The organism is Streptomyces sp. HD (genome assembly GCF_028369295.1).
GTDB lineage: Bacteria > Actinomycetota > Actinomycetes > Streptomycetales > Streptomycetaceae > Streptomyces.
Window position 1 is genome coordinate 1 of the sequence record NZ_JAQMYP010000002.1, and the last position, 24,455, is coordinate 24,455.

General features: G+C 68.8%; 31 protein-coding genes, 3 tRNA genes and 2 pseudogenes. 17 read left to right on the forward strand and 19 right to left on the reverse strand.

The features are described from left to right. From POF73_RS01805 to POF73_RS01845, 9 genes and pseudogenes are all read right to left on the reverse strand, one after another. A pseudogene (locus tag POF73_RS01805) lies at positions 1-459 on the reverse strand (ATP-binding protein); the annotation flags it as partial. Between the two features lie 103 nt (positions 460-562). Beyond that, positions 563-880 (reverse strand): hypothetical protein, encoded by a 318-nt coding sequence (locus POF73_RS01810; RefSeq protein ID WP_272112579.1) that lies wholly within the window; start codon positions 878-880, stop codon positions 563-565. 1 nt (position 881) lies between these two features. After that, on the reverse strand, positions 882-1,229 hold the full coding sequence (locus POF73_RS01815; protein ID WP_272112580.1) for an RRQRL motif-containing zinc-binding protein: 348 nt from the start codon (positions 1,227-1,229) through the stop codon (positions 882-884). Further along, complete coding sequence (locus POF73_RS01820) at positions 1,229-2,374, reverse strand: conjugal transfer protein (RefSeq protein ID WP_272112581.1); 1,146 nt, start codon at positions 2,372-2,374, stop codon at positions 1,229-1,231. Before POF73_RS01820 ends, POF73_RS01815 begins: the two co-directional genes overlap by 1 nt. After that, positions 2,371-2,826, reverse strand: a complete 456-nt coding sequence (locus POF73_RS01825; RefSeq protein ID WP_272112582.1) for a Pycsar system effector family protein — start codon at positions 2,824-2,826, stop codon at positions 2,371-2,373. Before POF73_RS01825 ends, POF73_RS01820 begins: the two co-directional genes overlap by 4 nt. Continuing rightward, positions 2,823-3,011, reverse strand: a complete 189-nt coding sequence (locus POF73_RS01830) for a hypothetical protein (protein ID WP_272112583.1) — start codon at positions 3,009-3,011, stop codon at positions 2,823-2,825. Before POF73_RS01830 ends, POF73_RS01825 begins: the two co-directional genes overlap by 4 nt. Further along, positions 3,008-3,277 carry a DUF6284 family protein gene (locus POF73_RS01835; protein WP_272112584.1) on the reverse strand — a complete coding sequence of 90 codons (270 nt, stop codon included), beginning with the start codon at positions 3,275-3,277 and terminating at the stop codon, positions 3,008-3,010. Before POF73_RS01835 ends, POF73_RS01830 begins: the two co-directional genes overlap by 4 nt. A 198-nt stretch (positions 3,278-3,475) precedes the next feature. Beyond that, on the reverse strand, positions 3,476-3,658 hold the full coding sequence (locus POF73_RS01840; RefSeq protein ID WP_272112585.1) for a hypothetical protein: 183 nt from the start codon (positions 3,656-3,658) through the stop codon (positions 3,476-3,478). A 95-nt stretch (positions 3,659-3,753) separates the two neighbouring features. Further along, positions 3,754-4,134 carry a RapZ C-terminal domain-containing protein gene (locus POF73_RS01845; RefSeq protein WP_272112586.1) on the reverse strand — a complete coding sequence of 127 codons (381 nt, stop codon included), beginning with the start codon at positions 4,132-4,134 and terminating at the stop codon, positions 3,754-3,756. Between the two features lie 465 nt (positions 4,135-4,599). Here POF73_RS01845 and POF73_RS01850 point away from each other — a divergent pair, with 465 nt between their 5' ends. After that, a complete protein-coding gene (locus POF73_RS01850) occupies positions 4,600-5,358 on the forward strand; it encodes a helix-turn-helix domain-containing protein (protein ID WP_272112587.1) in 759 nt (252 codons plus the stop codon). A 2-nt stretch (positions 5,359-5,360) separates the two neighbouring features. After that, complete coding sequence (locus POF73_RS01855) at positions 5,361-5,834, forward strand: NUDIX domain-containing protein (RefSeq protein ID WP_272112588.1); 474 nt, start codon at positions 5,361-5,363, stop codon at positions 5,832-5,834. Here POF73_RS01855 and POF73_RS01860 read toward each other — a convergent pair. Both POF73_RS01860 and POF73_RS01865 read right to left on the reverse strand, forming a co-directional pair. Then, a complete protein-coding gene (locus tag POF73_RS01860; RefSeq protein WP_272112589.1) occupies positions 5,822-6,388 on the reverse strand; it encodes an HD domain-containing protein in 567 nt (188 codons plus the stop codon). The two genes, POF73_RS01855 and POF73_RS01860, sit on opposite strands and share 13 nt — an antisense overlap. 1 nt (position 6,389) lies before the next feature. Beyond that, complete coding sequence (locus tag POF73_RS01865) at positions 6,390-6,851, reverse strand: GntR family transcriptional regulator (RefSeq protein ID WP_272112590.1); 462 nt, start codon at positions 6,849-6,851, stop codon at positions 6,390-6,392. 92 nt (positions 6,852-6,943) lie between these two features. On the opposite strand from POF73_RS01865, the gene POF73_RS01870 reads away from it, so the two are divergent. Next, positions 6,944-7,705, forward strand: a complete 762-nt coding sequence (locus POF73_RS01870; protein ID WP_272112591.1) for a hypothetical protein — start codon at positions 6,944-6,946, stop codon at positions 7,703-7,705. A 1,372-nt stretch (positions 7,706-9,077) separates the two neighbouring features. Beyond that, complete coding sequence (locus tag POF73_RS01875; protein WP_272112592.1) at positions 9,078-9,275, forward strand: hypothetical protein; 198 nt, start codon at positions 9,078-9,080, stop codon at positions 9,273-9,275. A 679-nt stretch (positions 9,276-9,954) separates the two neighbouring features. Here the strand turns inward: POF73_RS01875 and POF73_RS01880 are convergent. Next, positions 9,955-10,329: pseudogene (locus POF73_RS01880) on the reverse strand (GntR family transcriptional regulator); the annotation flags it as partial. Beyond that, the gene (locus POF73_RS01885) at positions 10,322-11,116 is read right to left on the reverse strand and encodes a hypothetical protein (protein WP_272112594.1); all 795 of its coding nucleotides are present in this window, start codon (positions 11,114-11,116) and stop codon (positions 10,322-10,324) included. The gene POF73_RS01885 and the pseudogene POF73_RS01880, both read right to left, overlap by 8 nt. Before the next feature lie 168 nt (positions 11,117-11,284). Here POF73_RS01885 and POF73_RS01890 point away from each other — a divergent pair, with 168 nt between their 5' ends. After that, positions 11,285-11,497 carry a hypothetical protein gene (locus POF73_RS01890; protein WP_272112595.1) on the forward strand — a complete coding sequence of 71 codons (213 nt, stop codon included), beginning with the start codon at positions 11,285-11,287 and terminating at the stop codon, positions 11,495-11,497. Positions 11,498-11,608: 111 nt separating this feature from the next. On the opposite strand, the gene POF73_RS01895 is transcribed toward POF73_RS01890, so the two are convergent. The 3 genes from POF73_RS01895 to POF73_RS01905 form a co-directional block, all read right to left on the reverse strand. After that, entirely contained in the window at positions 11,609-11,989 is a 381-nt protein-coding gene (locus POF73_RS01895) for a nuclear transport factor 2 family protein (RefSeq protein ID WP_272112596.1), read from the reverse strand. 2 nt (positions 11,990-11,991) lie between these two features. Continuing rightward, entirely contained in the window at positions 11,992-12,648 is a 657-nt protein-coding gene (locus tag POF73_RS01900) for an SDR family oxidoreductase (RefSeq protein WP_272112597.1), read from the reverse strand. Positions 12,649-12,873: 225 nt separating this feature from the next. Beyond that, positions 12,874-14,139, reverse strand: a complete 1,266-nt coding sequence (locus POF73_RS01905) for an amidohydrolase family protein (protein ID WP_272112598.1) — start codon at positions 14,137-14,139, stop codon at positions 12,874-12,876. Between the two features lie 273 nt (positions 14,140-14,412). On the opposite strand from POF73_RS01905, the gene POF73_RS01910 reads away from it, so the two are divergent. From POF73_RS01910 to POF73_RS01950, 9 genes are all read left to right on the forward strand, one after another. Beyond that, positions 14,413-14,485: transfer RNA gene (locus tag POF73_RS01910), tRNA-Thr, on the forward strand. A gap of 46 nt (positions 14,486-14,531) precedes the next feature. Continuing rightward, positions 14,532-14,604, forward strand: a tRNA-Met gene (locus POF73_RS01915). Positions 14,605-14,694: 90 nt separating this feature from the next. Continuing rightward, complete coding sequence (gene rpmG, locus POF73_RS01920) at positions 14,695-14,859, forward strand: 50S ribosomal protein L33 (protein WP_003948671.1); 165 nt, start codon at positions 14,695-14,697, stop codon at positions 14,857-14,859. A gap of 163 nt (positions 14,860-15,022) precedes the next feature. After that, on the forward strand, positions 15,023-15,487 hold the full coding sequence (locus tag POF73_RS01925) for a MaoC family dehydratase N-terminal domain-containing protein (protein ID WP_272112599.1): 465 nt from the start codon (positions 15,023-15,025) through the stop codon (positions 15,485-15,487). Positions 15,488-15,492: 5 nt separating this feature from the next. Then, positions 15,493-15,921 (forward strand): MaoC family dehydratase, encoded by a 429-nt coding sequence (locus POF73_RS01930; protein WP_272112600.1) that lies wholly within the window; start codon positions 15,493-15,495, stop codon positions 15,919-15,921. A gap of 137 nt (positions 15,922-16,058) precedes the next feature. After that, positions 16,059-16,622 carry a TetR/AcrR family transcriptional regulator gene (locus tag POF73_RS01935; RefSeq protein ID WP_272112601.1) on the forward strand — a complete coding sequence of 188 codons (564 nt, stop codon included), beginning with the start codon at positions 16,059-16,061 and terminating at the stop codon, positions 16,620-16,622. A 125-nt stretch (positions 16,623-16,747) separates the two neighbouring features. After that, positions 16,748-18,208, forward strand: a complete 1,461-nt coding sequence (locus POF73_RS01940) for an MFS transporter (RefSeq protein ID WP_272112602.1) — start codon at positions 16,748-16,750, stop codon at positions 18,206-18,208. Between the two features lie 85 nt (positions 18,209-18,293). Continuing rightward, complete coding sequence (locus tag POF73_RS01945) at positions 18,294-18,674, forward strand: DUF3291 domain-containing protein (protein ID WP_272112603.1); 381 nt, start codon at positions 18,294-18,296, stop codon at positions 18,672-18,674. Positions 18,675-18,760: 86 nt separating this feature from the next. Continuing rightward, positions 18,761-19,816, forward strand: a complete 1,056-nt coding sequence (locus POF73_RS01950) for a UDP-N-acetylmuramate dehydrogenase (protein WP_272112604.1) — start codon at positions 18,761-18,763, stop codon at positions 19,814-19,816. A 57-nt stretch (positions 19,817-19,873) separates the two neighbouring features. Here the strand turns inward: POF73_RS01950 and POF73_RS01955 are convergent, their stop codons facing one another. Further along, the gene (locus POF73_RS01955; protein ID WP_272112605.1) at positions 19,874-20,506 is read right to left on the reverse strand and encodes an NAD(P)-dependent oxidoreductase; all 633 of its coding nucleotides are present in this window, start codon (positions 20,504-20,506) and stop codon (positions 19,874-19,876) included. Positions 20,507-20,612: 106 nt separating this feature from the next. Here POF73_RS01955 and POF73_RS01960 point away from each other — a divergent pair, with 106 nt between their 5' ends. Beyond that, entirely contained in the window at positions 20,613-21,209 is a 597-nt protein-coding gene (locus tag POF73_RS01960; RefSeq protein ID WP_272112606.1) for a TetR/AcrR family transcriptional regulator, read from the forward strand. A gap of 27 nt (positions 21,210-21,236) precedes the next feature. Here POF73_RS01960 and POF73_RS01965 read toward each other — a convergent pair whose 3' ends face one another. Both POF73_RS01965 and POF73_RS01970 read right to left on the reverse strand, forming a co-directional pair. Further along, the gene (locus tag POF73_RS01965) at positions 21,237-22,265 is read right to left on the reverse strand and encodes an adenosine deaminase (protein WP_272112607.1); all 1,029 of its coding nucleotides are present in this window, start codon (positions 22,263-22,265) and stop codon (positions 21,237-21,239) included. Positions 22,266-22,400: 135 nt separating this feature from the next. Further along, complete coding sequence (locus tag POF73_RS01970) at positions 22,401-23,627, reverse strand: pyridoxal phosphate-dependent aminotransferase (protein ID WP_272112608.1); 1,227 nt, start codon at positions 23,625-23,627, stop codon at positions 22,401-22,403. Between the two features lie 284 nt (positions 23,628-23,911). On the opposite strand from POF73_RS01970, the gene POF73_RS01975 reads away from it, so the two are divergent. Continuing rightward, positions 23,912-23,984: transfer RNA gene (locus POF73_RS01975), tRNA-Trp, on the forward strand. Between the two features lie 108 nt (positions 23,985-24,092). Further along, the gene (secE, locus tag POF73_RS01980; protein ID WP_272112609.1) at positions 24,093-24,380 is read left to right on the forward strand and encodes a preprotein translocase subunit SecE; all 288 of its coding nucleotides are present in this window, start codon (positions 24,093-24,095) and stop codon (positions 24,378-24,380) included. The last annotated feature ends 75 nt before the right edge of the window (positions 24,381-24,455 follow it).

The following is a 24,455-nucleotide window of genomic DNA, read 5'->3' on the forward strand; positions in this document are numbered from 1 at the left end:
GACCCCGAGCGCGACCAGCGTCCCGATGCCCATGCCGGTGCCGACGGCGACCCCCTTGGCTGCCTCTACCGGGGAGTGGAGCAGGTCCATGCGGCGGCGGTGGCGAGCGTCGCGGAAGCGCTGCAGCCGCTCCTCCCACTCCTCCGCCAGCTCGTGGTTCCCCGCGGCTTCGGCCGCCCGGATCATGCGCTCATAGCGGGCACCGGTACGACCGTCCCACGTGCGGCGAGCCATGATCCGGCCCCCGTTGAACGTGTAGAGGCCGTGGCGGACCACGGTGCGGGCGGCGGTCTTGGTGTGCTCGTGGGTGGCGGCGGACTTGATGGCGCGTCCGGAGCGCACCCACAACGGCACCGGGGCCGCCTGCGGCGGGTCCGGGACGACAGTCAGCACGGTGGGGGCCGTGTCATCAGGTGCAGGGTCGGGTGTCTTGTGGAGGTGGACGACGTTCTCGGACATGCTGGGAGTGCTCCTGACTGCCCCTGCCGGGGCGGGAATTGGAGAGGTACCGGGGCGGTTCGTGTCCGTGGAAAGAGGCGACCCGCCCCGGCGTTATGGCTGGTCAGAACCAGCGGGAAGACTTCTTCTTCGCCTTGGCGCGGGCGGCCTCGGTGATCAGTCGCTGACGCTCGCCGTGCAGGGCGGTCAGCTCCGCGTTCAGCCGCCTCTCGGCAGCAGAGCCGACGGAGTCCATCCGGTCCTCCGCACCGCTCGTGGCGCGGCCCCGGTGGACGCTGCGGGCGCCGCCAGCCATGGCGCGGGTCATCGAGAGCCGTTCGCGGCTGGTCAGCGGCCACCACTCGCCCCGCTGCACGGCTTCCAGCTTCTTCGTCGTCTTGTGGATCTCGCGGTCCAGGCGGCGGATTTCGGAGTTGCCCATGTCAGGTACTCCCTTCGGACCCGTGCGGGTCGGGAAAGGCGCAGGGCACGCAGGTGCCGAGCGAGGTGGGGATGACGTATCCGGCATCACGCCGGCAGGCCGGGCAGCGGCGGCGGGCAGCGTTGGCCCTGGCCAGGGCCGCCCACCGGGCCGGGGTCATCGGCCGTACCGGCTTCGCGCAGTCGATGCGGTACAGGTAGGCGACCAGCGGCCCCCGCCGTCGGCGCGGCCGTTCCAACTGAGCCGCCACACCCTGCCCACCAGGACGCAGGCCTTGCGCGCGGAGCTGTCGGCGGGTGGCGTAGCCGTCCGGGGCGAGATGCCACCGGTACACCGGCAGCGTGGCCATCAGACGGTCGTCGGGGCAGCGGCACGCTCAGCGAGCAGCGTGTCCCGCAGCTTGCGGGCGTTGGCCGGCGAGGTGCGGATCTCACGGCGGATGCCTTCGCCGGTCACCTTCGCGTCCGGCCATCCGGCCGTGGCCTTGCGCGCTTCATCGAGCAGCTGCTCCGGGGTGCGCTTGGGGCGGGGCGATCGGGCCGCCTCGGGGATCCTGCCGGTCGCCCGACGTGGCGGGGTCGATTCCGCCGGAACGGTCCGCCGCTCAGGCTCCGTAAAGAGATCGAGATGATCCGCACCACCGTCTACGGCTACGGGTTCGATCGCGGGCATCGGCTTGAGCGGGGGAATCGACTTGCCCGCATCGATCGCGACCGGTTCCGGCACGGTCAGCCGGGTCAGTGTCACGACCGGGGCGGGGGTCGATTCGTGCAGCTCAGCCGTAGACCGTTTCATTGTGGTCTCGGTGGATTCCTTCGCATTCGTGGCTGGTGTGGGATCGAGGGCGGGAGCGGGAGTCGTGCCGCCGAACATGGACGCGAGTGCGGCGTCTGCACCGGCCGTGACACGGTCGCGCTGCACGTCCAGCAGCCTCGATCCGAGCGCTCTGTCGCCGACGCCGACCCTGCGGGCCAGCCGCCAGGACTTGCGCTCCGACCACTTCCTGACCCATCCCGTCGGATGCTGGGCGGCGCGGGCGCGGTGGTAGGCGAGAGCTTGGACCAGGTCGGCGGTGTGGCGCTCGTGTTCCGCGTCGCGGCCGTCGGTGTGGACGACGATCCTGCGGGCGAGGAAGGCCATGCCCTCCGCTGAGACGGACATGCCCATCGGGGTCAGGGCGTAGATGGCGGTGCGGCCTACGTCGGGTGCGGCCATGGCGCCCATGACAGCGGCGGCGGCCGGTAGCGCCCACAGGCCGGTGCGGACGATGCGAGGGGAGGACTGGCCCAGCATGGTCAAGCCGAGCAGGACCAGGGCGAGCACGGCGGTGGCGCCTTCACCGGCGGCGAGAGCTCCGAGCGCGGTTCCCTTGCCGTAGGCGTGGCCGATGTTGCTGTAGGTGCCGATGCCGCCGAACACGCCCGTGGCGAGCATCGGCACGAACGCGGCTGCCAGCACCCCGATCTGAACGTGTGTCAGCTTTGTGTGGCTCATCGGGCACCCCCGAGCGTGAGCAGGAGCGCCAGGACGAGCAGGGCACCGCCGGTCAGGATCAGGTCGACCGCGTGGCGCAGGCAGGTGAACTTCACGACCGCGAGCCGCGACAGCCCGGCGATGTCGGCAGCCAGATCAGTCGGGACAGCGCCGGTGATCTCCTCCGGCGTGAGGGTCGCCCACAGTGGGAAACCGAAGCGCTCCCGCCGGTTGCCCAGGTTCGGCCGCACCGAACGCAGCAGCACTGCGGCCGCACTGACCAGCAGCGCCACCCCGAACCCGCCGACCACGGCCGCCGCAACGGTCAGGGGCAGGTCGCGGGCGACCGTCCAGGTACCGGCGAGCACTGCGCCGACGAACGCCAGCAACAGGCCCGTCTTGGTGTCGGTCCGCGCGATCTCCGCCTTCACCTCAGCGTGCGCGGCCGTCAGGTTCTGCGCGGTGGTCGTCATCGCCTGCCCCCGTTCTGGCGGCCGTTGACCACCCATCCGAGGAACTGCACGGCGAACCCGGTCGCGGCGATGCCCATCAGCGAGCGGTCACCGGACACCAGGGACGCGGTGGAAGCGGTGAGGGCGATGATGACGCCGACCAGCACCAGGGCGAGTGCCCAACCCTTCGGCGAGGGGGTGTTCATGCGGCACCCCCGGGCAGCATCGCGGCGGCCGTGCGGTTGGCCAGGGCACGGCGCTCAGCCAGCACCCGGCGGTGGGCGCGGCGGATGCGCTGGTGGTCCAGCTCGGTCGGCGTGCGGTCCAGGGTGATGATCTGCGCGTCCAGGAGGTCGACGTCCGCCAGGATCACGGGCATCTCTTGCTCGATCGCGTCCAGTTCCGCAGCCGTCGGCTCGATGAAGTCGGCGAACGCGGTAACAGCGTCCTGAACAGTGACGATGGGGCTCATGGGTCGTGGTCTCCCTAGCAGGTGGAAACGGCCCGAACAGCGCCCCCGGAGTTGCCGCTCCGGGGGCGCGCGCCGTTGGTGGGGAAAGCCGCACGCATCGGTGCGGCGCGGCCGCAGATCAGCGGCCGGAGTGCCCCGGGCGGGATTCGATCCCGCGCCCTCACGGCTGGATGCCGGGGCGGTGGTTCGGGGTGTCAGCTACCGAATATCTCCGAAGTCCTCTTCGAAGCGCTTGCGCTCGGATTCGGCGAAGGCAGCGAACATGCCGGCCTCGAAGCTGTCCCGGCCGAACTCGTTCTCCGCCATGTTCTTCATCATGTCGATGGAGCCGATCTCACCGGCGCGGAAGGCTTCGCTCTTGCTGTTGCTGAAAAAGCCCATGACGGGCTCCTCTCACGGATTTGTTGGTTGGCTGGGGTGCGTGCCCCGGGTGGGATTCGGTCCCACAGCGTCACGCCAGAACCGGGACGGGAAGATCAGCGCTGGACGACGGCCTTGGCCATGTCGCGGTGAGAAACGGTGACCGCATGTCCGGCCGCCCGCAGCCGCTCAGCAAGCGCGCGAGCGAACGTCGGGGCGCGGTGACGGCCGCCGGCACATCCGTCGGCGACCGTCACGGTCCCGGCGCTCGGGCCGGAAGCGAACGCGGCGACCGCCGTGGCGGTGGCCTCCACCAGGCCCGTGATGCCGGGGGTGTTCAGCACGGCCGTACGGACCGGCTCGTCGTCGGCGGTCATGTACCGCAGCTCCGGCGACACGTGCGGGTCCCGGAAGTGATGGCGCAGGTCGATGGTCAGGTGCGCGGCGGGCGGAGCGGAATGCAGGTAACCGAACGAAACGATCTCGACAACAGCCATGAAGGACTCCAAAGAGGCGAAGGGATGTTCCGGCTCCCCACGCCCCGCCCGTACAGCCGAACCGGCTGGACGGGCGAGAGAGGCAACCGGCCGCAGTGGATGCGACGTTGTGGTCGACGTTGCGCTGTACCGCGCACGGGACAGGACCCGTGCACGCCCGCCCTCTTGCTTGCAGAGGTGGGGCGGGACTCCCTCGACACACTGTTGAGTTGTCAACCAACTGGCGCTGCCTTCGTACTCACCCTCGCGGGCTTTCCTCTGGGCGCTACGTTGCAGTACCTGTTTTACAGGTACTGCATAGGGGGTCGTCAAGTACAAGCACGGAACTTCGTGGCTTTGCGCCGGGACTCCTTGGCGCACATTCAGAATCACCGCAGGTCAGGGGAGTTCGTTACCCCCTCCTTGGAAACCTTGCAGACATCTGGTTGAGTCAGAGCTCCCTAGATGTCCCTAAGAGGTGGACAGATGTCCAACGAGCGTTTGCGTTCAGCCCTGTTGGCTCGCGGCATGACCGTTCAGGACCTGGCCGACGCGATCACGGTCAACCCGAAGACCGTCGAACGCTGGATCACGCAAGGGAAGGTGCCGTACCGCCGGCACCAGTACGCGACGGCCGCAGCGCTCAAGGTCGATGTAACGACGCTCTGGGACGACGGCCGCACGTTGGAGAGTGCAACAGACCTGACCAAGGCTGAGATTGTGGCCGTCTATCCGCACCGCCACACGGTGCCGCCGGGCTTGTGGCGTGAGATGTACGCACGAGCCGAGAGGAACCTTGACGTTCTCGTTTACTCGGGGCTGTTCCTGTCGGAGGATCCCCTGTTCATCGACCTTCTGAAGAAGAAGGTCGAGGGGACGACCCAGGTGCGGATCCTGCTCGGCGACCCTGGCTGTGAGGCCGTTCGGCAACGGGGCATAGACGAGGGGCACCGGATCATGGACGGCAAGATTCGGAACGCGCTGGTGAACTACCAGCCGCTCTTCGAGAGCCACCCTGAGATCAGCTTCCGGTTGCACGGCACGACGCTCTACAACTCCATCTACCGGTCCGATGACGAGATGCTCGTCAACCCCCACGTCTACGGCATCGGTGCCTACATGGCCCCCGTCTTCCACCTACGCCGCCTGCCGGGTGGCGGCCTGTTCGACACGTATGCGAATAGCATCGAACAGACCTGGGGAGGCGCTCGCCAGGTGACAGACCGCGACGTCACGGGAGTCTGACCATGGGACGCATTGACTACCTGCACGATCCCGACGCGCCGCCGGCCAACTCGGTCGTGCCCTCCGTCGTAGCGTTCGTGCAGAACGACGCGGGTGACGTGCTGGTGATTCAGCGGTCCGACAACGGACGCTGGGCCCTTCCCGGCGGGGGGCACGACGTGGGGGAATCCATCAGCGACACCGTGGTGCGCGAGGTCTGGGAAGAGACTGGCATTAAGGCTGAGGTCCTTGACGTGTCCGGGATCTACACGGACCCCGGACACGTGATGAAGTACGACGACGGCGAAGTCCGTCAACAGTTCAGCATCTGCTTCCGGGCCCGGCCGGTCGGGGGCGAGGTGCGCACGAGCAACGAGACGACACAGGTCCGCTGGGTTGCCCCGGCGAACCTGTCAAAGCTCGACATCCACCCCACGATGCGGCTCCGGATTGAGCACGCCATGGACCGGACACGGGCAACCCCCTACATTGGCTGACGCTTGACGGCTGCGACCCGTTCAAGCACGCGCGACGTGCTTGCGAGGATCTCCGGCTCAGCCCGCCGGATGAACGTACCGATCAGGCTGTCCGGCCCGTACCGTCCGGCGATCTCGTTCACGCGGTCGATCGGATTCGTGGGTGTGCCGTCTGGTGTGGTGTTCATGTCGCAGAAGCAGAGGGCGTCATTGAGGTGCGCGGGCTCGCGGGGGAACTCTCCCTCTAGCTCGCCGCGCAGGCCTCGCGCCTCCGCTTCCAGCCACGCACAGGAGTGGTGGGCGACCAGATTTACGACCCGCTCGTCAGCGTTGGCCACGTCCCGGAGGTAGCGGGCCCCGTCGAGCGGATGGAAGCCTGTCTTGGCGAGGTGGGGCGAGTATCCAATGTCGTGTAGTACGGCCGCCGCTTCCAACAGCTCGGCTTCCTCCCCGAGGATGGGCGCGATAGTACGCGCCCGCTCGGCTACGCCCTGCGAGTGCCGCCACCGACGCGGCAGGGGCTCGGCCAGCAGTGACTCAGCCAGGGGATAAGCCCACTCCAGCAAGTCCGACAAGCTACGAACGCTCCTCTCGAATCGGCAGGGCCCGGATCGTTCGCACCCTGCCCTGCCCTCCGCTCGCCAGCACGCCGGCGGCCTCCAACTTGTCCAGAGCCTTGGTCACGGTGGGCCGCGAAACTCCGAACCGCGCAGCCAGAACGGATGCACTGGGGAACGCTGCCCCTGCTTCCAGACCTTCATCCGTGATGATGTCCGCGATCCGGTCTTCGAGCGGGCGCCGGTCGGCTCGCTCGCCTGACCGTACGACACGCCACCGTCCACCCGGCACGGGTTCGGCGATACCGTCCCGCTGGAGGGCGCCGAACGCTCGGAGGGCAACACCGCGCGAGATCTTGTAGTCGCGCATGAGGTCAGCGGCAGACGGGAGCTCAGTCATGTCCGTGTCTGCCTCGATCCGGGCTTTCACGGCCTCGGCGATCTTCAGGAAGGTTCCCCGAGGGCTCGTCTGCTGCGACACACTCTCTCCTCTGGACGCCCATCGTCTGGGTCTAGCTTCCCACTGTCCGCGTTTGGCCGTCCTCGGCGAGAGCTGGGTACTACGGTGATCACATGGTGGAGCACGTGGATAACCCCGCTGGTCGTCTGCGCAAGCTGTTGCTAGACCTGCACACGCACAACCACACCGAGCAGATGCAGCAGCAAAAGCCAGCTTGGACGGCGATCCTTGAGCTGGCAGAGGTTGAGGGCAGCCTCGATCGGGAAATGACAGCCATCAGCACTGTGGTAGGTCTGCCAACTAAGGTCCGACAGGCTGTGCAAGCCCTCCCTGTGGACGACGACCGCAAAGAACATCTGCTCGATCATCTGGATGAGGTCGAACGTGGCATGGTCCATGTTCTGACCCGACAGAGCCTAAATACGGTGTTTACCGCCTTCGCGCCGGGTGGCGTTGTGCCACAGTCGGCGGCGATCAGCAGCTTGTCTCACTGCTCGTACGAGCTTCATCGTCACGCGCCTGAACCCACAGTCTCTGACGAGGATTTGGCGCGGATCATCGAAATGATCAATGACTTGATGCTGGAGGTAGCTAGGGCTGATCTTCCCGACGCTATCAGGGGCGCAATGGTGAACCACCTGATGGCGCTGCTGCAAGCGGCGTACAATGTGCGGTTCGCCGGAACTCAGCCGCTGGATGACGCTCTATTTGCATTGATGGGTGCTGCCAGTCGAGCGAATGCAGAGGAGGGCCTGGCCCGAGTCGGCTTGTGGGGCAAGTTCAAGAATGCCGTACAGACGATCGGCACCATGCTGTCCACAGGGCAGAGTGCCGCCCAGCTTGGGCAGGGGATCGCGGGCTTTCTCGGGGGCTGAGCGTCCGATGCTAGGCCGCCAAGTCTGGTCTCAGAAGCGATGACGAGTAGAACCTTCGGGGGTCCGTGTGGCCAACGGGGCAGTCACCCATCCTTGGGATGCGGGAAAGTGGCAGGTCAACCGGCAAATTGTCCTGTTCGGCCACGCGGTCTTGAAAACCGCTGCGTGCGGAGCCTGTCCGGTCTGCCGGCCCACCAGGGGCGTTAAGGCTGGTGGATGATTGCGCCAGCGGTTAAGCGCTGCCGGTGAGGGGGCCCGTCCCCCGCGGGGTCGCATTATGCGTTACTTTCTCATTCGTCGGAGTCTCCAGCAATGGGAGATTCAGGTGGTAGAGGTGAACCGGGGTGATCTAGGAACCTTTTGTCGTCCACCCAATAAGAATTTCTCAGTCGACGATAGTCGAAGTCGCTGCCTTGTGGGGTTCTCTTTACCGTTAGGAATCCGTGACGCTCCAGCTCTTTCCTGCCCCTGGTCCATGTGTTGTGGGAGAGGCCGTAAGACTCCTGGCGTTCCTTAGGGATGTAGCGAGGTTCCTTGTAGCCGCCCTGTGCTTCAAGGAGCACAAAGAGCAAGGCGATACCAGTTGCGCTGAGGTGGAGAATCCAGCCGTTGCGCCAGAACTCAATTGGTATACCTACGTACCGTCCCTGAGTGCTGGCACGGACATACGGAATGCCTGGCGCTTCGGCGGACACCAACTTGATAGCGGGAGTGTTGCCACGTCTCGGCTCTAGTTCAATGAAGCCGTTGCGGTTCAACCACTTGAGGTTGCTGTTTACGCGCCGGGGTCCGGTCTCGGGAGGTAGGGCGAGCATGCGCGCCCACGTGAGTGGCACTGGCGGTTGTCGAATGTCGTAAGGCTTAGCCGTGGCCATCATGGTGATGCATAGGTACAGCTTGAGACGTACCTCGCCGCCTTGGCCGCCTTGAACGAGTCGTGCGAGGGGCGGCCGCACCCCGTCAACCTGCGACCTAACGAAGCTGGGCAGGAACGGCACATTCCCACGTCGTGCGGCGCGGTCGACTGCCTTCTCTAGCTGTCGGACTGCGGAGGGGAGGAGAGGGTTAGGCAAAGTCGTCGACCTTCTTGGAGGAGAAACGGGGGGTCCGGGGGTCCCAGGGGTACCAGGGGGTCCGGGGGTACTTCCTATTACCTTCCTCCGGAACGACGCAATCTCTTCTTCGCAATTGCCTGGTCGCTACTGCAAGACTGCTGAGTTACACCATGGCAAAGGTCGTTTGTCTCCTCTACTAAGGCAGTATATGGCCTTTGACCTGCGATTTTTCCTCTGCCACCTTGGATCTGCCTCGCCAGGGGAGGCGTAGGCCAACGAGGGTGCTCGGCGCAGCTGCGCTGAGAGGAGGAGATCAGGTGAACGGGAACAACCCCTCCCAGAGAGGTGTCTGGCTGGCGATCATCCTTCTGGCCAGCCTGGGTGGAGCCGCTGTGGCGGGCGTGCTCTTTCACATGGCCGGAGCTGCACTGCTGGCGGTGATGGGGGCCACTGGCGCCGCGTTCATGGGCGTGGCGAGCCTCGGCCTTGCAGCGCACCGCTTCATGACCGAGTGAACCGCGAACCTTCGGCCGTGGACGAGGTGTGGACGGGGAGGGGGCACCAAAACCAGGTAGTGAACATCACCGCTGATCGGAGGCTGGATGGCCTACCGAGCGTGATCAGACTGTAAATCTGCCGGCTCAGCCTTCCCAGGTTCGAATCCTGGCGCCGCCACGCTGAGAGAAGCCCTCTCCAATCTGCGGAAACGCAGTGCGGAGGGGGCTTCTTTTTGTTCGAACGCGCACGTTCGAGTGATGATCGAAATGCGGAGTTTGTCTCACGTGGTCTCGGGTTTGACACCCAATCCTGATCAGAGCGTGCCCCCCCCATGCGCCCCCCGCGGCGAGCGCGTCCCCGCCCCATTCCCCGCAGGTCGGCCTCGATCTGGCGATCGCACGCGCTTGCGCCTGCGGGACGGTTGCCCGGCTGTGGTGTTCACGAGGGCGGGCGTGAAGTCACCGAGCCGTTCTGCGTACGCAGTTCTGAGGCCGGAGGCCGGTGTCCACGTCGAGCTGCTCACGTTGCGGAGCGCGGCTCTTTGTCCGTTACATCTGTTATCTGCGCCTGCTGCTCAAGCCCGTTCCTCAAGCCCGTTCCTCAAGCCCGTTCCTCACTCCTGTGCCTTGCGCTGACGCCGGCCATCTTGGAATCACCCGCTCCGCTGTCGGCGGTGGCCGAAGGGAAGGCGGGTCCCGGATCCAAGGCGTCGCGGACGGCGGTCAGGATGTCCTCGGTGCCGGCGCCGAGCGCTCGGGCGGCGGAGGTGAAGTCCCGGGCCAGAGTGGTGAGTTGGTCCGCATCGTGCGCATACGGCTCGGACGGGAGCGCCGCGACCCGGGTGCCCGCGCCACGACGGGTGCGGATCAGCTCGGCGGCCTCCAGCTCGCGGTAGGCGCGGGCCACGGTGCCCGGTGCCAGACCGAGGTCGGCGGCGAGCTGGCGCACGGTCGGCAGGCGCTCGCCCTCGGTCAGCCGTCCGGTGCGGATCAGCGCGGCCAACTGGGCGCGGATCTGCTCGTACGGCGGTACCTGGCTGGCGGTGTCGACGCGAAGGGCGGGGTCACTCATCGTAGAAAGTCCCATCGTGGGCTGCCTCGTCGTCGACTGCCCGGGGTGCCACGACGGTGACCAGGGACCATCCGAAGGTGAACAGGCTCAGCAGGCCCAGGGGGCAGATCGCCACGATGGTGGCGGCGCCCAACGGGCCGGCGCAGGCATTCTCCGTGAGTGCGACGAGGATCATCAGTACCACGAGCAGCACCTGGCTCGACACCAGCAGCCCCCAGGCTCCGGTGGTCGCCCACGCGCGGTCGCGGCGCTGCTGGTCGCCGCCCGGGCCGTGGGCGATCCGGCGCACGGCCCAGATACAGACGGGTGTTCCAACCGCGAGGGCCGCGAACATCGGGCCGCTGTAGTGCAGGCCCGGCCAGGGGCCGAGGGAGGTGCGCATCCCTTCGCAGGTGACCGTGATGACGCGTCCCGCTCTGCCTGTCCGGTCGAGGTCGGAGGAGGCCGTGACCGCACCGATCAGCAGCAGGATGACGAGGGACGCGGCCTCCAGAAGAAGTAGGGGCGCCATGCGGGGCGGCACTTGGTCTCGGACCAGCCGCGGGGCGAGACTCGCGGTGCGTACCGCTTCCTGGGGGCGCAGGGTCAGGGCGTCGCCGAGCAGGACACCGCCCACCGCGCACAGGCCGAAAGCGGTGATGGCGAACACGAGGGGCATCGTGATGTCGTCGCTCTCCATCGTGACCAACTGCTGTGCGACCACGATGCCGATGGCCAGACCGGACCAGCGGGCGTAGTGGTCGGCGTGGTCGAGGAGCCGGGACTGGAGCGGGACGGTGTCGAGCATATGGAGATCCCCCCAGATCATCTTGTGTCAAACCGTGGGTACAAGATGGCCTGGTTGGAATCTTGTGTCAAATGCTCGATACAAGGAGATTCACGTGGGCATGAGGGCCTCCCGGTGCCGACGAACGGTTTTCGCGCTCTGACTCCCGGCCCGGGGCACACTGGCCCCATGACCACGCGTCGCAGAAGCTGCCCCGAGTGTCGTCGTGAGATCGCCGTCGTCGCCGGTCGGTTCGCGCGGCACGATCCGCCTGGCGCGCGGGAGCACGGGGAACTCGTGTCGTGTCCCGGATCCCGGCGCCAGGCGCAACTCGGGGCCGCGCAGCCCGCCCTGGACGGGTACGTCGTGCCCGAGTTCCCCGGACAGCTCCCGCTGTTCTGACGCTCCGAAAGCCGACCGAGCCGCCCAGCCGGCCGCATCGAGCGGTCAAACCGAGCCGCTCGTCGAGTCTCACCGGGCCGAGCCGACCCGGAGCCCCCCGAAGGTCCGTCCCTAACCGCCCGCCCGCACATCCATCCGCGTCACCAGCCCGTCCCCGTCGAACCGGTACACATGCTCGACCGTCTCCTCCGCCCACCGGTCACCCGACGCGTCACGCATCCCCGGCCGTACGGTCGCCACGACCGCCTCGCCGTCCTCGTCCCGGTGCAGACCTTCCAGTCGTACGAGGGGATGCCCGGCGGTGAACTGCCGGGCCCAGTAGGCGCGTACCGCGTCGCGGCCGTGCAGCCGGGCTCCGTCCAGGACATTCGGCCAGTCCACGTCGGGCGCCAGGCACCGTTGCATGAAGGTCTCCCGCTCGTCCGTGGAGAAGACCTCGTACATGCGCCGCAACAGCGCCTCCTGGACCGCGGGAACCCCCTCGGCGCCCAACTTCAGTTCCCCGCCACCGACTTCACCGCCACCGCCACCGGAGCCGACCCGCTGATCAGTTCGAGCGTCAGGCCGGTCGTCGCCGGGGTGTCGAGCAACTCCGCGAGTACGGCGGCGACGTCGTCTCGCGGGATGGGGCCGCGGCCGGTGCGGGCCTCCAGTCGTACCTGGCCGGTTCCGGCGTCGTTCGTCAGCATGCCGGGGCGCAGGATCGTCCAGTCCAGGGCGTCCAGGCCGCGGACGTACTCGTCGGCCGCGCCCTTGGCGCGCAGGTAGACGTCGAAGATCTCGCTGCCCTCGTGCTGCGGGTTCGCGCCCATCGACGACACGACCACGAAGCGCCGTACGCCCGCCCGGACCGCCGCGTCCGCGAACAGGACCGCCGCCCCCTTGTCCACCGTGTCCTTGCGGCCGGTACCGCTGCCGGGGCCCGCGCCGGCCGCGAACACGGCCGCGTCCGCACCCTGCAACCGTGCCGCGACCTCCTCGACCGAGGCCGACTCCAGGTCCAGCAGGACGGGTTCGGCTCCGGCCTCGCGAAGGTCGTCGGCCTGTTCCGCCTTGCGGATGATCCCCGCGACCTCGTCCCCGCGCGCGGCGAGCAGCCTCTCCAGCCGCAGCGCGATCTGACCATGACCACCAGCGATGACAATGCGCATGTTTCCGACCGTACGCCCGGACGGCCGCATCCGCCGCACGACTTCAGCCACGCCCCATGTCCTTGGGGGCGCGCACCATATGCGCAAGCGCCGAGCGGGCGAGCCCCGAGCGCCCGCATTCCGAACACGCGCCGAGCGGACGCAACGCCGAGCGCACGCAACTGGGCGCTGTCCCCGGCGCACAAGCTGATCGCGCGCGCCTGCCCACCCCGGCCGCCCCACCCTTCAGGACAGCTCTCCTCGCCCCTGCCGCGGCAGCCCCAACTCCGCCGCCACGGCCGAGTTGCAGTACTCCCGCACCGCGCTGGTCCGCGCCACCACGCGCCCTCGATGCACCACGATGCGGCTGTACGCGAGCGACAGCGCTCCCGCCAGCCGGTCCCCGCGTACCGCCAGCAACTCGGCCGGGAAGCCCGCCTCCACCCGCACCTCGGGCAGGCCCAGCACCGCACGCGCCGACGTGCTCACGGCGTCGTAGGCGTCCTCGGGGCGCAGTCCGTGGCGTGAGGCGAGCAGGTAGGCGGCCTCCAGCGGGTCCCCGCGTCCCACCGGGTTCGACACGTCCCGCAGGGCGCCGCTTCCGGCCGCGACCCGCACGCCGGCCGCGCGCAGCAGTCGTACGGGCGCCGTGGCCCGGCCTTCCGCGCCCCCGCAGCCGCCCTGCGGCAGGCACACCACCGTCACCCCGGCCGCCGCGAGCTGGTCCGCGGTGCGGGAGGCCGCCTGGGCCGGCAGGCGCCCCAGGCCGCCGCACGGGCCGAGCGCCACGCCGGGGCGCAGCCCGCCGGCCATCGCCGCGAGGCGGGCCAGGCGCGCCGGGTCGGTGGCGTCGGTATGCAGGTCGACGGGGCAGCCATGCTCCGAGGCGACCTCAAGGACCGCCTCCACGTAACCCGTGGGATCCGGATCCAGGTCGGGACAGCCGCCGACCACCGATGCGCCCATCTTGAGCGCGTCCCGCAGCATCGCGAGCCCGTCGGCGCCGGCCACTCCGGTCAGCAGCCGGGGCATCGCCACCGTCGTCAACTCGGTGAGCCCGCGCAGCGAACGCCGTGCCTGCAGTACGGCGGCCAGTGGGCCCAGACCCTGAACGTCGCCCACGCGCACGTGTGCCCGCAGCACGGTCGCCCCGTGCCCCAGCTGCAGCAGGGCGGCCTCGGTGGCCCGGCGCTGGACGTCGTGGGGTTCGTACGAGACCGGTCCACCCTCGTCGGCGGAGAGCGCGGTGTCGCCGTGGGCGTGTGGCTCGGCAGGGGCCGGCAGGAGCAGATAACCGCTGAGGTCCACGCGCGTGCCGCACGCGCGCGTGCCGTCGCCCGCCAGGCTCCCGGCCGTACCGACCGCCTCGATGCGCCCGCCGACCAGCCGGACGTCCACGGTCCGGCCGTCGGTGAGCCGCGCCCCGCACAGCAGCAGCGCGGTCGGGTCGGCCGGTCCGGACGAGCCCGACGAGGACGACGAGTGGGGCGGCTGGGGCTGACTGTCGGGCATCGCGTTCCAGAGGTTCGGGGCTGCGGGGACGGTGCTGGGCAACTGCGCCGGCCACGCAAGATCACGCAGAGTGAGACGAGCCTAGGGTGGCGATCCCGCCCTGGCGCGCAGGAGCGCAATAGTCGTACCGGTGTGGTCCGCCGGACGGGAGCCCCGTGCGCGGTGCTGCAGTGGCCTGCGAGGTGTCCGTTCACTCAGCCGATCGGCCGCAGGGAGGCGCTGCGAAACGGATTTGGGTGAACGGCAGCCGAGCGTGTAATGTCTTCATCGCTCGCCCCAATAGCTCAGTCGGTAGAGCGTCTCCATGGTAAGGAGAAGGTCTACGGTTCGATTCCGTATTGGGGCTCTGGTGTGGGAGGTTCCCGTCGCAAGGCGGGGGCCGATCGCATCACAGCGGTGTAGCTCAGTCGGTAGAGCAAGCGGCTCATAATCGCTGTGTCACCGGTTCAAGTCCGGTCACCGCTACTGACAGTAGCCGATTGTGGGGTCGGTCCTTCGATCGGCTACTCTTTTATGCATTAATTCAGTCCTATCCGTTCGTCAAGGAGCACTCACGTGGCTGCCACCGACGTCCGCCCGAAGATCACGCTGGCCTGCGTGGAGTGCAAGGAGCGGAACTACATCACCAAGAAGAACCGGCGTAATAACCCGGACCGTCTTGAGATGAAGAAGCACTGCCCGCGTTGCAACGCGCACACCGCGCACCGCGAGACGCGATAAATCAGGCTCGTACGTGAGGCCGCCCCCGCAGTCGGGGGGCGGCCTCACGTCGTTTCCGCCCCGGTTACCGGTCGGTTCCGGCCGGCCCCAGGTGCAACAGCCGGATGAATCGACCGGGTGAACCAGCAGGTCATCCACAGCAGACAGCAGGAGGTACCGAGCCATGGCGCTCGACCAGTCCTTCGTCGGGCGGAGCTACCCGCCCACCGACCCCTATGAGGTGGGCCGGGAGAAGATCCGTGAGTTCGCGGAGGCCGTGGGGGACACCAACCCGGCGTACCTGGACCCGGAGGCCGCCAAGGCGCTCGGCCACTCGGATGTGATCGCCCCGCCGACCTTCGTCTTCGCGATCACCTACAAGGCCGCGGCGCAGGCCGTCCGGGACCCCCAGTTGGGCCTGGACTACAGCCGGGTGGTGCACGGCGACCAGAAGTTCGCCTACACCCGCCCGGTGCGCGCCGGTGACCGCCTGACCGTCGTCTCGACCATCGAGGCGATCAAGTCCATGGCGGGCAACGAGATCCTGGACATCCGCGGCGAGGTCCACGACGAGGCGGGGGAGCACGTCGTGACCGCCTGGACGAAGCTCGTGGCCCGTGGGGCGGACTCCGCAGAAGGGGAGGCCTGAGACCGATGACGGCGAAGATTGCGTACGGCGACGTCGAGGTCGGCACCGAACTGCCCACCCAGGCCTTCCCCGTGACCCGCGCCACGCTCGTCCAGTACGCGGGTGCCTCCGGTGACTTCAACCCGATCCACTGGAACGAGAAGTTCGCCAAGGAGGTCGGGCTGCCGGACGTCATCGCGCACGGCATGTTCACCATGGCCGAGGCGATCCGTGTGGTCACCGACTGGACCGGCGACCCGGGGGCGGTCGTCGAGTACGGCGTGCGCTTCACCAAGCCCGTCGTCGTACCGAACGACGAGCAGGGCGCCACGATCGAGGTCAGCGGCAAGGTCGCGGCCAAGCTCGACGACAACCAGGTCCGTGTGGACCTGACCGTGAAGAGTGCCGGGCAGAAGGTGCTCGGGATGTCGCGGGCGGTCGTACGGCTGGCGTGAACGGCACGCGCGTGCCGTGAGGTAAGGGGCGTTCTCCATGGCGGGGCGCCCCTTACGTGTGCTCGCCCCCGCATTCTCGTACAGCCTCCCTGCGGACCCCTTGACCTAGTTAGTGATTGAGTACTAACTTACTTCTCATGGCCAGGATGAGCGCAGAAGAGAGGCGCGAGAGCGTCATCCGCGCGGCGACCACCGAGTTCGCCCGCGGCGGCTACTACGGCACGTCGACCGAGGCGATCGCCAGACGGGTCGGGGTCTCGCAGCCGTATCTCTTCCGGCTCTTCCCGGGCAAGAAGGCGATCTTCCTCGCGGCGGCCGAGCGCTGCGTCGAGGACACCAGCCGGATGTTCGCGGAGGCCGCCGAGGGGCTGGAGGGTGAAGAGGCCCTGCACGCCATGGGGGACGCGTACCGGAAGGTCGTCTCGGAGCAGCCCGAGCGGCTGATGATGCAGATGCAGATGTACCTCGCCGTGGCGGCTGCCGAGCAGGAGGGCGACCGTGAATTCGGTGAGACGGTGCGGGCCGGCTGGATGCGGCTGTGGGACGCGGTGCATCTGCCGCTGGGGGCGGACGTCAATGAGACGACGGCCTTCATGGCGTACGGCATGCTCATCAACTGCCTGGTGGCCATGGGCTTCCCTCCCGAGCATCGGGTCTGGAGAGGGATGGACCCGGTTGAGGGGAGCGGCGAACGGCCGTAGAGGTGGCGGGCGCGGCGAGAATTCGCCCCGCCCTTTTCTCGACCCACAAAAGTTAGTGATCAATAACTATCCAGACGGTAAACAGTCATCCGCAGCAAGCGCCACGCATCACCCCAGGGGGAGCGATGTCACAACACACCGAACAGAACGCGCGGACAACCCGCCGGGGCGGGGCCGCCTGGGCCCTCGTCATCACCAGCGTCGCCGGATTCATGGCGTCGCTCGACAACCTCGTGGTCACCACCGCGCTGCCCTCCATCCGCAAGGACCTGGGCGGAGCGTTGCACGACCTGGAGTGGACGGTGAGTGCGTACACACTCACCTTCGCCGTCCTGCTGATGTTCGGCGCGGCGCTCGGTGACCGCTTCGGCCGACGCCGGCTCTTCCTCGTCGGCATCGCGATCTTCACCGGCGCGTCCGCCGCCGCGGCCCTCGCGCCCGGCATCAACTCCCTCATCGCCGCCCGCGCGATCCAGGGCGCCGGTGCGGCGATCATGATGCCGCTGACGCTGACCCTGCTGACGGCGGCCGTGCCCGCGGCCAAGCGGGGGACGGCATTCGGCATCTGGGGCGCCGTCAACGGGCTCGCGATCGCGTCCGGGCCGCTCATCGGGGGCAGCCTCACCGAGCACATCTCCTGGCAGTGGATCTTCTGGCTGAACGTTCCGCTGGGCCTCGCCCTGCTGCCGCTCGCCCGCCTGCGCCTCGCCGAGTCGCGCGGCACCGGCGCCCCGCTCGACATCCCCGGCACCCTGCTCGCCAGCGGCGGCCTGTTCGGGATCGTGTACGGCCTGGTGCGCGGCCCCGCCGACGGCTGGACCGGCCGTCTGGTCCTGACCGGCCTGTTCGCCGGAGGAGCGCTGCTCGTCGGGTTCGTCCTCTACAGCAACCGCGCCAAGAACCCGATGCTGCCGATGCGGCTGTTCCGTTCCCGGGCGTTCTCCGGGATCAACGCAGCGAGCACGCTGATGTTCTTCGGCATGTTCGGTTCGATCTTCCTGCTCAGCCAGTACATGCAGGGCGTGCTCGGCTACTCGCCGACCGAGGCGGGGCTGCGGATGCTGCCGTGGACCGGCATGCCGATGCTTGTCGCCCCGATCGCCGGCATCCTGTCCGACCGCATCGGGGGCCGCCCCGTCGTCGCCACCGGCCTGTTCTTCCAGGCGGCCGGCCTCGGCTATCTGGCCTCCGTGACCACCGTGGATGCCTCCTACGCCGCCCAGTTGCCCGGACTGATCATCAGCGGCATCGGCATGGCCCTGTTCTTCGCCCCGGCCTCCAACCTGGTCATGTCCAGCGTCCGCGCCTCCGAGCAGGGCATCGCCTCCGGCGCCAACAACGCCCTGCGCGAGGTCGGCGGTGCGCTCGGCATCGCCGTCATGGCGTCGATCTTCTCGGCTCAGGGCGGCTACGAGACCGGCCAGACCTTCGTCGACGGCCTGCGCCCCGCCCTGGTCACCGGCGCCACGGCGGTGGCCCTCGCCGGCGTCGCGGCCCTGACCATCCCGGCCCGACGGCGGGGTGGCGAAGCGCTGAGCACGGCCGAGCAGGCGTCGGATCGCGTGCTGGAGGCGGCCTCGCACTGAGCCCGTCGACCTGTACGACCCGACTGGCCCTCTCCCCCCTCCCCCCACTGACCGCACCGCCCGCCCCGGACCCTGAGGAGCAGTCATGCCCACCCTTCCCTGGACCGTCCCGAACCCCGCCCCGAGCAATACCGAGGTGCACGTCTTCGCCTCCCGCTTCGAAACCCGCAGCCTCTGGGGAGCGCTCCGCTTCCTCGCCCGTACGCCGGGGGTGTGGCGGCAGGTGAGCAGGGCGCCCGGGGCGTATGGCGCCTCGCTGAAGGCCGAGCCCTTCAAGCGGACCTTCTGGACGCTCTCCGCCTGGGAGTCGCCGGCGGCACTCAAGGAATTCGCCCGCTCGGGCACCCATGCCCCGACCTCGCACGGCCTGTCGGCCCAGATGCGGGACGCGAAGTTCGCCACCTGGCAGGTGTCGAGCGACGAGCTGCCCCTCGATTGGACGGAGGCGTTCCGTCGCCTGACCTGAACGGCACGCGCGTGTGGTGCCTGCTTCAGCCCCGGCGCTCCCCACGGGTGCCGGGGCTGTCAGTGCCGTCTCGTACTCTTGAGCGCGTGCAGGAACTCCACGACGCCCCCCTCGCCCCCCTCACCACCTTCCGGCTGGGCGGCCCCGCCGCCCGCCTGGTCACCGCCACCACCGACGCCGAGGTGATCGACGTCGTGCGCGAGGCGGACGCCGCCGGGACACCCCTGCTGCTCATCGGCGGCGGATCGAACCTGGTCATCGGCGACAAGGGCTTCGAGGGCACCGCACTCGTCATCGCCACCAAGGGCTTCGAGCTGGACGGCACCACCCTCGAACTGGCCGCCGGCGAGGTGTGGACCGACGCCGTCGCCCGCACGGTCGAGGCCGGGCTCGCCGGGGTCGAGTGCCTCGCCGGAATCCCCGGCTCCGCGGGCGCCACGCCGATCCAGAACGTCGGCGCGTACGGCCAGGAGGTCTCCTCGACGATCACCGAGGTGATCGCGTACGACCGCCGGTCCGGCGAGACCGTCGTCGTCCCGAACTCCGAGTGCGCCTTCTCCTACCGCCACAGCCGCTTCAAGGCCGACCCCGAGCGCTACGTCGTCCTGCGTGTCCGCTTCCGGCTGGAGGACGCCGACGGGTTCTCCGCCCCCATCAAGTACGCCGAGACGGCCCGCGCCCTCGGCGTCGAGGTCGGTGACCGAGTTCCTCTGGCAGGCGCGCGCGAGACAGTGCTGAAGCTGCGGAGCGGCAAGGGCATGGTCCTGGACCCCGAGGACCACGACACCTGGTCGGCCGGGTCCTTCTTCACCAACCCGATCCTCACCGACGGGCAGTTCGCCGCGTTCCATGCGCGCGTGCGCGAGCACCTCGGCGACGGCGTGGAGCCGCCCGCCTACCCGGCGGGGGAGGGGCACACCAAGACCTCCGCGGCCTGGCTCATCGACAAGGCGGGCTTCACCAAGGGGTACGGCACCGGCCCCGCCCGCATCTCCACCAAGCACACACTCGCCCTCACCAACCGCGGCGAAGCGACCACCGAGGACCTCCTGACGCTCGCCCGTGAGGTCGTCTCAGGCGTCCGCGAGACCTTCGGCATCACGCTGGTCAACGAGCCGGTGACGGTCGGAGTCAGCCTCTAGCCCAGGCCCTCAGCGGGCCGCGCCTTCAGCGGGTCGCGGCCTCAGCGGGCCAGGCCTTCAGTAGGCCACGCCCACCCCCTGCTTCACCGTCGCCGGATCGCCGACCATCCCCAGCATCGCGTGCGCCACATCCGCGCGCCCGATGAAGCGACCCTTGGGCGGGAATCCGTCCACGACCGCGCGGTACTTGCCGGTGATCGGCTTGTCCTGCAACCGCGGCGGACGTACGACCGTCCAGTCCAGGGCGCTACGGCCCACCGCGGCCTCCATCTCCCGCAGGTCGTCGTAGATGCCCTTGAGGACCGCCGACACGATGCCGCGCACGGTACGGTCCACCAGCCCGTCCCCCTTCGGCTCGGGACCGACCGGCGCGGCGCTCACCACGAGCAGCCGCCGCACCTCCTCGGCCTCCAGGGCCGCCAGCACCGTACGGGTCAGCCGTACCGCGACCCCCGCGTCCCGGCGGCCGCGGGCGCCGAGTCCGGACAGCACGGCGTCCCGTCCGGCGACGGCGGGCCGTAGCGCGCCGGGGTCGGTGAGGTCCGCGCGGAACACCTCCAGACGGTCACCGGCGAGGGGCAGGCGCGCGGGGTCCCGTACGACGGCCGTGACCTCGTGACCGGCGTCCAGGGCCTGGCGGACGATCTCCTTGCCGATGCCTCCGGTGGCGCCGAAAACGGTGAGTTTCATGAGGGCTCCCCTATGCATGTGACGGGTGGGTGAGTATTCACTCACCCCCTGCTCCCTCTAGAGTGAGTAAGTACTCACCCACCCGTCAAGGGCGATTGGACATGCCATGGAGAACAAGCCGACCCGGGTCCGGCTCCTCGACGCCGCGCACGACCTGATGCTCACGGTCGGGCTGGCGCGGGCCACGACCAAGGAGATCGCGCGGGCGGCCGGGTGCTCCGAGGCGGCGCTGTACAAGCACTTCGACAGCAAGGAGGAGCTGTTCATCCGAGTGCTCACCGAGCGGCTGCCCCCGCTCCGCCCGCTGCTCGGCAGCCTCGCCGCCGAGCCGGGCCGGCACTCCCTGGAGGAGAACCTCACCGAGATCGCCCGCCAGGCCGCGCTGTTCTACGAGCAGAGCTTCCCGATCGCCGCGTCGCTGTACGCGCAGACCGAGCTCAAGCGGCGGCACGACGACGCCGTCCGGCAGATGGGGGCGGGTCCGCATGTGCCGATCCAGGAGCTCGACACGTATCTGCGGGCCGAGCAGGAGCTGGGGCGGGTCAGCAGGGACGCGGACACGTTCGCGGCGGCGTCACTGCTGATGGGGGCCTGCGCGCAGCGGGCGTTCGCCTACGACGCGACCAAGGAGGCCGTACGGCCGCCGGTCGACGGGTTCGCCGCCCGGCTGGCCCGCACTCTGCTCGCCGGCATCGCCGACTGACCTCGCCGTGCTGCCGCCCGACGCGGGCTAGGCGAGCCAGTCGTCCACCCCCGCCAGCAGCTTGCCCTTCACGTCCTCCGGTGCGGCCGACCCCCGCACCGACTGCCGGGCCAGCTCCGCCAGTTCCTCGTCCGTGAAGGCGTGGCAGTGGCGCGCGATGTCGTACTGCGCGGCGAGACGGGAGCCGAAGAGCAGGGGGTCGTCGGCGCCTAGGGCCATCGGGACGCCGGCCTGGTACAGGGTCCGCAGCGGGACGTCCTCCGGCTTCTCGTAGACGCCGAGGGCGACGTTCGACGCGGGACACACCTCGCAGGTCACGCCCCTGTCGGCGAGGTGCTGGAGCAGCCGCGGGTCCTCGGCCGCCCGCACCCCGTGGCCGAGCCGGTTCGCGTGCAGGTCGTCCAGGCAGTCACGGACCGAGGACGGGCCGGTCAGCTCACCGCCGTGCGGAGCCGACAGCAAGCCGCCCTCGCGCGCGATGTGGAAGGCCCGGTCGAAGTCCCGAGCCATGCCCCGGCGTTCGTCGTTCGACAACCCGAAGCCGACGATGCCGCGGTCGGCGTAGCGCACCGCGAGCCGCGCCAGTGTGCGGGCGTCCAGGGGGTGCTTCATGCGGTTCGCGGCGACCAGGACGCGCATCCCGAGGCCGGTGTCCCGCGACGCCGTCTCCACCGCGTCCAGGATGATCTCCAGCGCCGGGATCAGACCGCCCAGCCGGGGTGCGTACGACGTCGGGTCGACCTGGATCTCCAGCCAGCCCGAGCCGTCCTTGATGTCCTCCTCCGCGGCCTCCCTGACCAGGCGCTGGATGTCCTCCGGCTGCCGCAGGCACGAGCGCGCCGCGTCGTACAGGCGCTGAAAGCGGAACCAGCCCCGCTCGTCCGTCGCCCGCAGCTTCGGGGGCTCCCCACTGGTCAGCGCGTCGGTCAGGGCCTCGGGCAGGCGCACACCGTATTTGTCGGCCAGTTCCAGCACGGTCGTCGGCCGCATCGAGCCGGTGAAGTGCAGGTGCAGATGGGCCTTCGGCAGCTCAGAGACATCACGTACACGCTCCATTCCAGGATCCTGCCGTACGCCCCGCCCGTCCCGGTAGCGCTTTCCCCGAACGTGGTCTTGCTCGCACGCGCAAACGACAGCGGGCCGCTCCCCAAGGGGAACGGCCCGCCACCACCTCCTCACGTGAGGAGGTGGTCAGTCCCTGGCCTCGGCCAGCAGCTTCTGGATCCGGCTCACGCCCTCGACGAGGTCCTCGTCACCGAGCGCGTACGACAGCCGCAGATAGCCCGGTGTGCCGAACGCCTCACCCGGGACGACCGCGACCTCGGCCTCCTCCAGGATCAGCGCGGCCAGCTCGACCGTGTCCTGCGGGCGCTTGCCGCGGATCTCCTTGCCGATCAGCGCCTTCACCGACGGGTACGCGTAGAAGGCGCCCTCGGGCTCCGGGCAGAGCACGCCGTCGATCTCGTTGAGCATCCGCACGATCGTCTTGCGGCGGCGGTCGAAGGCCTCGCGCATCTTCGCGACCGCGTCCAGGTCACCGGAGACGGCGGCGAGAGCGGCCACCTGGGCCACGTTCGAGACGTTCGACGTGGCGTGCGACTGGAGGTTGGTCGCGGCCTTGACCACGTCCTTCGGGCCGATGATCCAGCCGACCCGCCAGCCCGTCATGGCGTACGTCTTGGCGACACCGTTGACCACGACGCACTTGTCGCGCAGTTCGGGAACGAGCGCGGGCAGCGACACGGACACCGCGTCGCCGTAGACCAGGTGCTCGTAGATCTCGTCCGTCATCACCCACAGGCCGTGCTCGACGGCCCAGCGGCCGATCGCCTCGGTCTCGGCCTCGCTGTAGACGGCGCCGGTCGGGTTGGACGGCGACACGAAGAGGACGACCTTCGTCTTCTCCGTACGGGCGGCCTCCAGCTGCTCCACGGAGACGCGGTAACCGGTGGTCTCGTCGGCGACCACCTCGACCGGGACACCGCCGGCGAGACGGATCGACTCCGGGTACGTCGTCCAGTACGGGGCCGGGACGATGACCTCGTCGCCCGGGTCGAGGATCGCGGCGAAGGCCTCGTAGATGGCCTGCTTGCCGCCGTTGGTGACGAGGATCTGCGAGACGTCGGGCTCGTAGCCGGAGTCGCGCAGCGTCTTCGCGGCGATCGCGGCCTTCAGCTCGGGCAGACCGCCGGCCGGGGTGTAGCGGTGGTACTTGGGGTTCTTGCAGGCCTCGATCGCGGCCTCGACGATGTAGTCCGGAGTCGGGAAGTCGGGCTCACCGGCGCCGAAGCCGATCACCGGACGCCCGGCGGCCTTGAGGGCCTTGGCCTTCGCGTCCACGGCGAGGGTGGCGGACTCGGAGATCGCGCCGACTCGGGCGGAGACCCGGCGCTCGGTGGGAGGGGTTGCAGCGCTCATGGGGCCATCGTTTCAGACAGGAAACGCGGACGGCATGCGGGTTTCACAGACTGAACATCGGTTGAACAACCGTCCGGATCCACCGCACGGCCAGGGCGATCTTGCGTCGTCGCCCCGGCGATCTCCAGGCGATCTTCCGTTCCCCAAGCCCCCATCGGCCACTTTCTGTTCGACCTGGCGCTCCGGACCACGTACACTCTCACCTCGTTGGCCTTCAGCGGCCCGCAGCCGGACGGTGCACACCGTGCACCCGGTTGGATGCGGTACGTTGGGGGACGAACCAAAGGGTCGTAGCTCAATTGGTAGAGCACCGGTCTCCAAAACCGGCGGTTGGGGGTTCAAGTCCCTCCGGCCCTGCTACACACACCTTCGCCAGGATGTGTGCGCATGTACGTACAGCATTGCATCGCCGTGCGGCTCAGACCGGGCGCGGCACGGCCACGACCCGGAATCAGGTGAGGACGAGTGACGGACGCCGTGGGCTCCATCGACATGCCTGATGCCCAGGATGAGGCGCCGGAGTCCAGCAAGAAGACTCGCAAGGGCGGCAAGCGTGCCAAGAAGGGCCCGCTGAAGCGACTCGCGCTCTTCTACCGCCAGATCGTCGCGGAGCTCCGCAAGGTCGTCTGGCCGACGCGCAATCAGCTGACGACGTACACCACCGTGGTGATCATCTTCGTGGTCATCATGATTGGCCTGGTGACCGTGATTGACTATGGGCTCGACCACGCTGCCAAGTACGTCTTCGGCTGAGCCAAGAGCGAAGGGCGCCGTGGTTACCGGCGCCCCTTTCGCATGTTCCACCCCTATGTATCCAGGAAGAAGCAG

Coding starts and splice junctions, on each gene's coding strand:
- POF73_RS01810 (WP_272112579.1), bottom strand. CDS start 880: ATGGGCAACTCCGAAATCCGCCGCCTGGACCGCGAGATCCACAAGACG.
- POF73_RS01815 (WP_272112580.1), bottom strand. CDS start 1,229: ATGGCCACGCTGCCGGTGTACCGGTGGCATCTCGCCCCGGACGGCTAC.
- POF73_RS01820 (WP_272112581.1), bottom strand. CDS start 2,374: ATGAGCCACACAAAGCTGACACACGTTCAGATCGGGGTGCTGGCAGCC.
- POF73_RS01825 (WP_272112582.1), bottom strand. CDS start 2,826: ATGACGACCACCGCGCAGAACCTGACGGCCGCGCACGCTGAGGTGAAG.
- POF73_RS01830 (WP_272112583.1), bottom strand. CDS start 3,011: ATGAACACCCCCTCGCCGAAGGGTTGGGCACTCGCCCTGGTGCTGGTC.
- POF73_RS01835 (WP_272112584.1), bottom strand. CDS start 3,277: ATGAGCCCCATCGTCACTGTTCAGGACGCTGTTACCGCGTTCGCCGAC.
- POF73_RS01840 (WP_272112585.1), bottom strand. CDS start 3,658: ATGGGCTTTTTCAGCAACAGCAAGAGCGAAGCCTTCCGCGCCGGTGAG.
- POF73_RS01845 (WP_272112586.1), bottom strand. CDS start 4,134: ATGGCTGTTGTCGAGATCGTTTCGTTCGGTTACCTGCATTCCGCTCCG.
- POF73_RS01850 (WP_272112587.1), top strand. CDS start 4,600: ATGTCCAACGAGCGTTTGCGTTCAGCCCTGTTGGCTCGCGGCATGACC.
- POF73_RS01855 (WP_272112588.1), top strand. CDS start 5,361: ATGGGACGCATTGACTACCTGCACGATCCCGACGCGCCGCCGGCCAAC.
- POF73_RS01870 (WP_272112591.1), top strand. CDS start 6,944: ATGGTGGAGCACGTGGATAACCCCGCTGGTCGTCTGCGCAAGCTGTTG.
- POF73_RS01885 (WP_272112594.1), bottom strand. CDS start 11,116: ATGCTCGACACCGTCCCGCTCCAGTCCCGGCTCCTCGACCACGCCGAC.
- POF73_RS01890 (WP_272112595.1), top strand. CDS start 11,285: ATGACCACGCGTCGCAGAAGCTGCCCCGAGTGTCGTCGTGAGATCGCC.
- POF73_RS01900 (WP_272112597.1), bottom strand. CDS start 12,648: ATGCGCATTGTCATCGCTGGTGGTCATGGTCAGATCGCGCTGCGGCTG.
- POF73_RS01905 (WP_272112598.1), bottom strand. CDS start 14,139: ATGCCCGACAGTCAGCCCCAGCCGCCCCACTCGTCGTCCTCGTCGGGC.
- POF73_RS01925 (WP_272112599.1), top strand. CDS start 15,023: ATGGCGCTCGACCAGTCCTTCGTCGGGCGGAGCTACCCGCCCACCGAC.
- POF73_RS01930 (WP_272112600.1), top strand. CDS start 15,493: ATGACGGCGAAGATTGCGTACGGCGACGTCGAGGTCGGCACCGAACTG.
- POF73_RS01935 (WP_272112601.1), top strand. CDS start 16,059: ATGGCCAGGATGAGCGCAGAAGAGAGGCGCGAGAGCGTCATCCGCGCG.
- POF73_RS01940 (WP_272112602.1), top strand. CDS start 16,748: ATGTCACAACACACCGAACAGAACGCGCGGACAACCCGCCGGGGCGGG.
- POF73_RS01945 (WP_272112603.1), top strand. CDS start 18,294: ATGCCCACCCTTCCCTGGACCGTCCCGAACCCCGCCCCGAGCAATACC.
- POF73_RS01955 (WP_272112605.1), bottom strand. CDS start 20,506: ATGAAACTCACCGTTTTCGGCGCCACCGGAGGCATCGGCAAGGAGATC.
- POF73_RS01960 (WP_272112606.1), top strand. CDS start 20,613: ATGGAGAACAAGCCGACCCGGGTCCGGCTCCTCGACGCCGCGCACGAC.
- POF73_RS01965 (WP_272112607.1), bottom strand. CDS start 22,265: ATGGAGCGTGTACGTGATGTCTCTGAGCTGCCGAAGGCCCATCTGCAC.
- POF73_RS01970 (WP_272112608.1), bottom strand. CDS start 23,627: ATGAGCGCTGCAACCCCTCCCACCGAGCGCCGGGTCTCCGCCCGAGTC.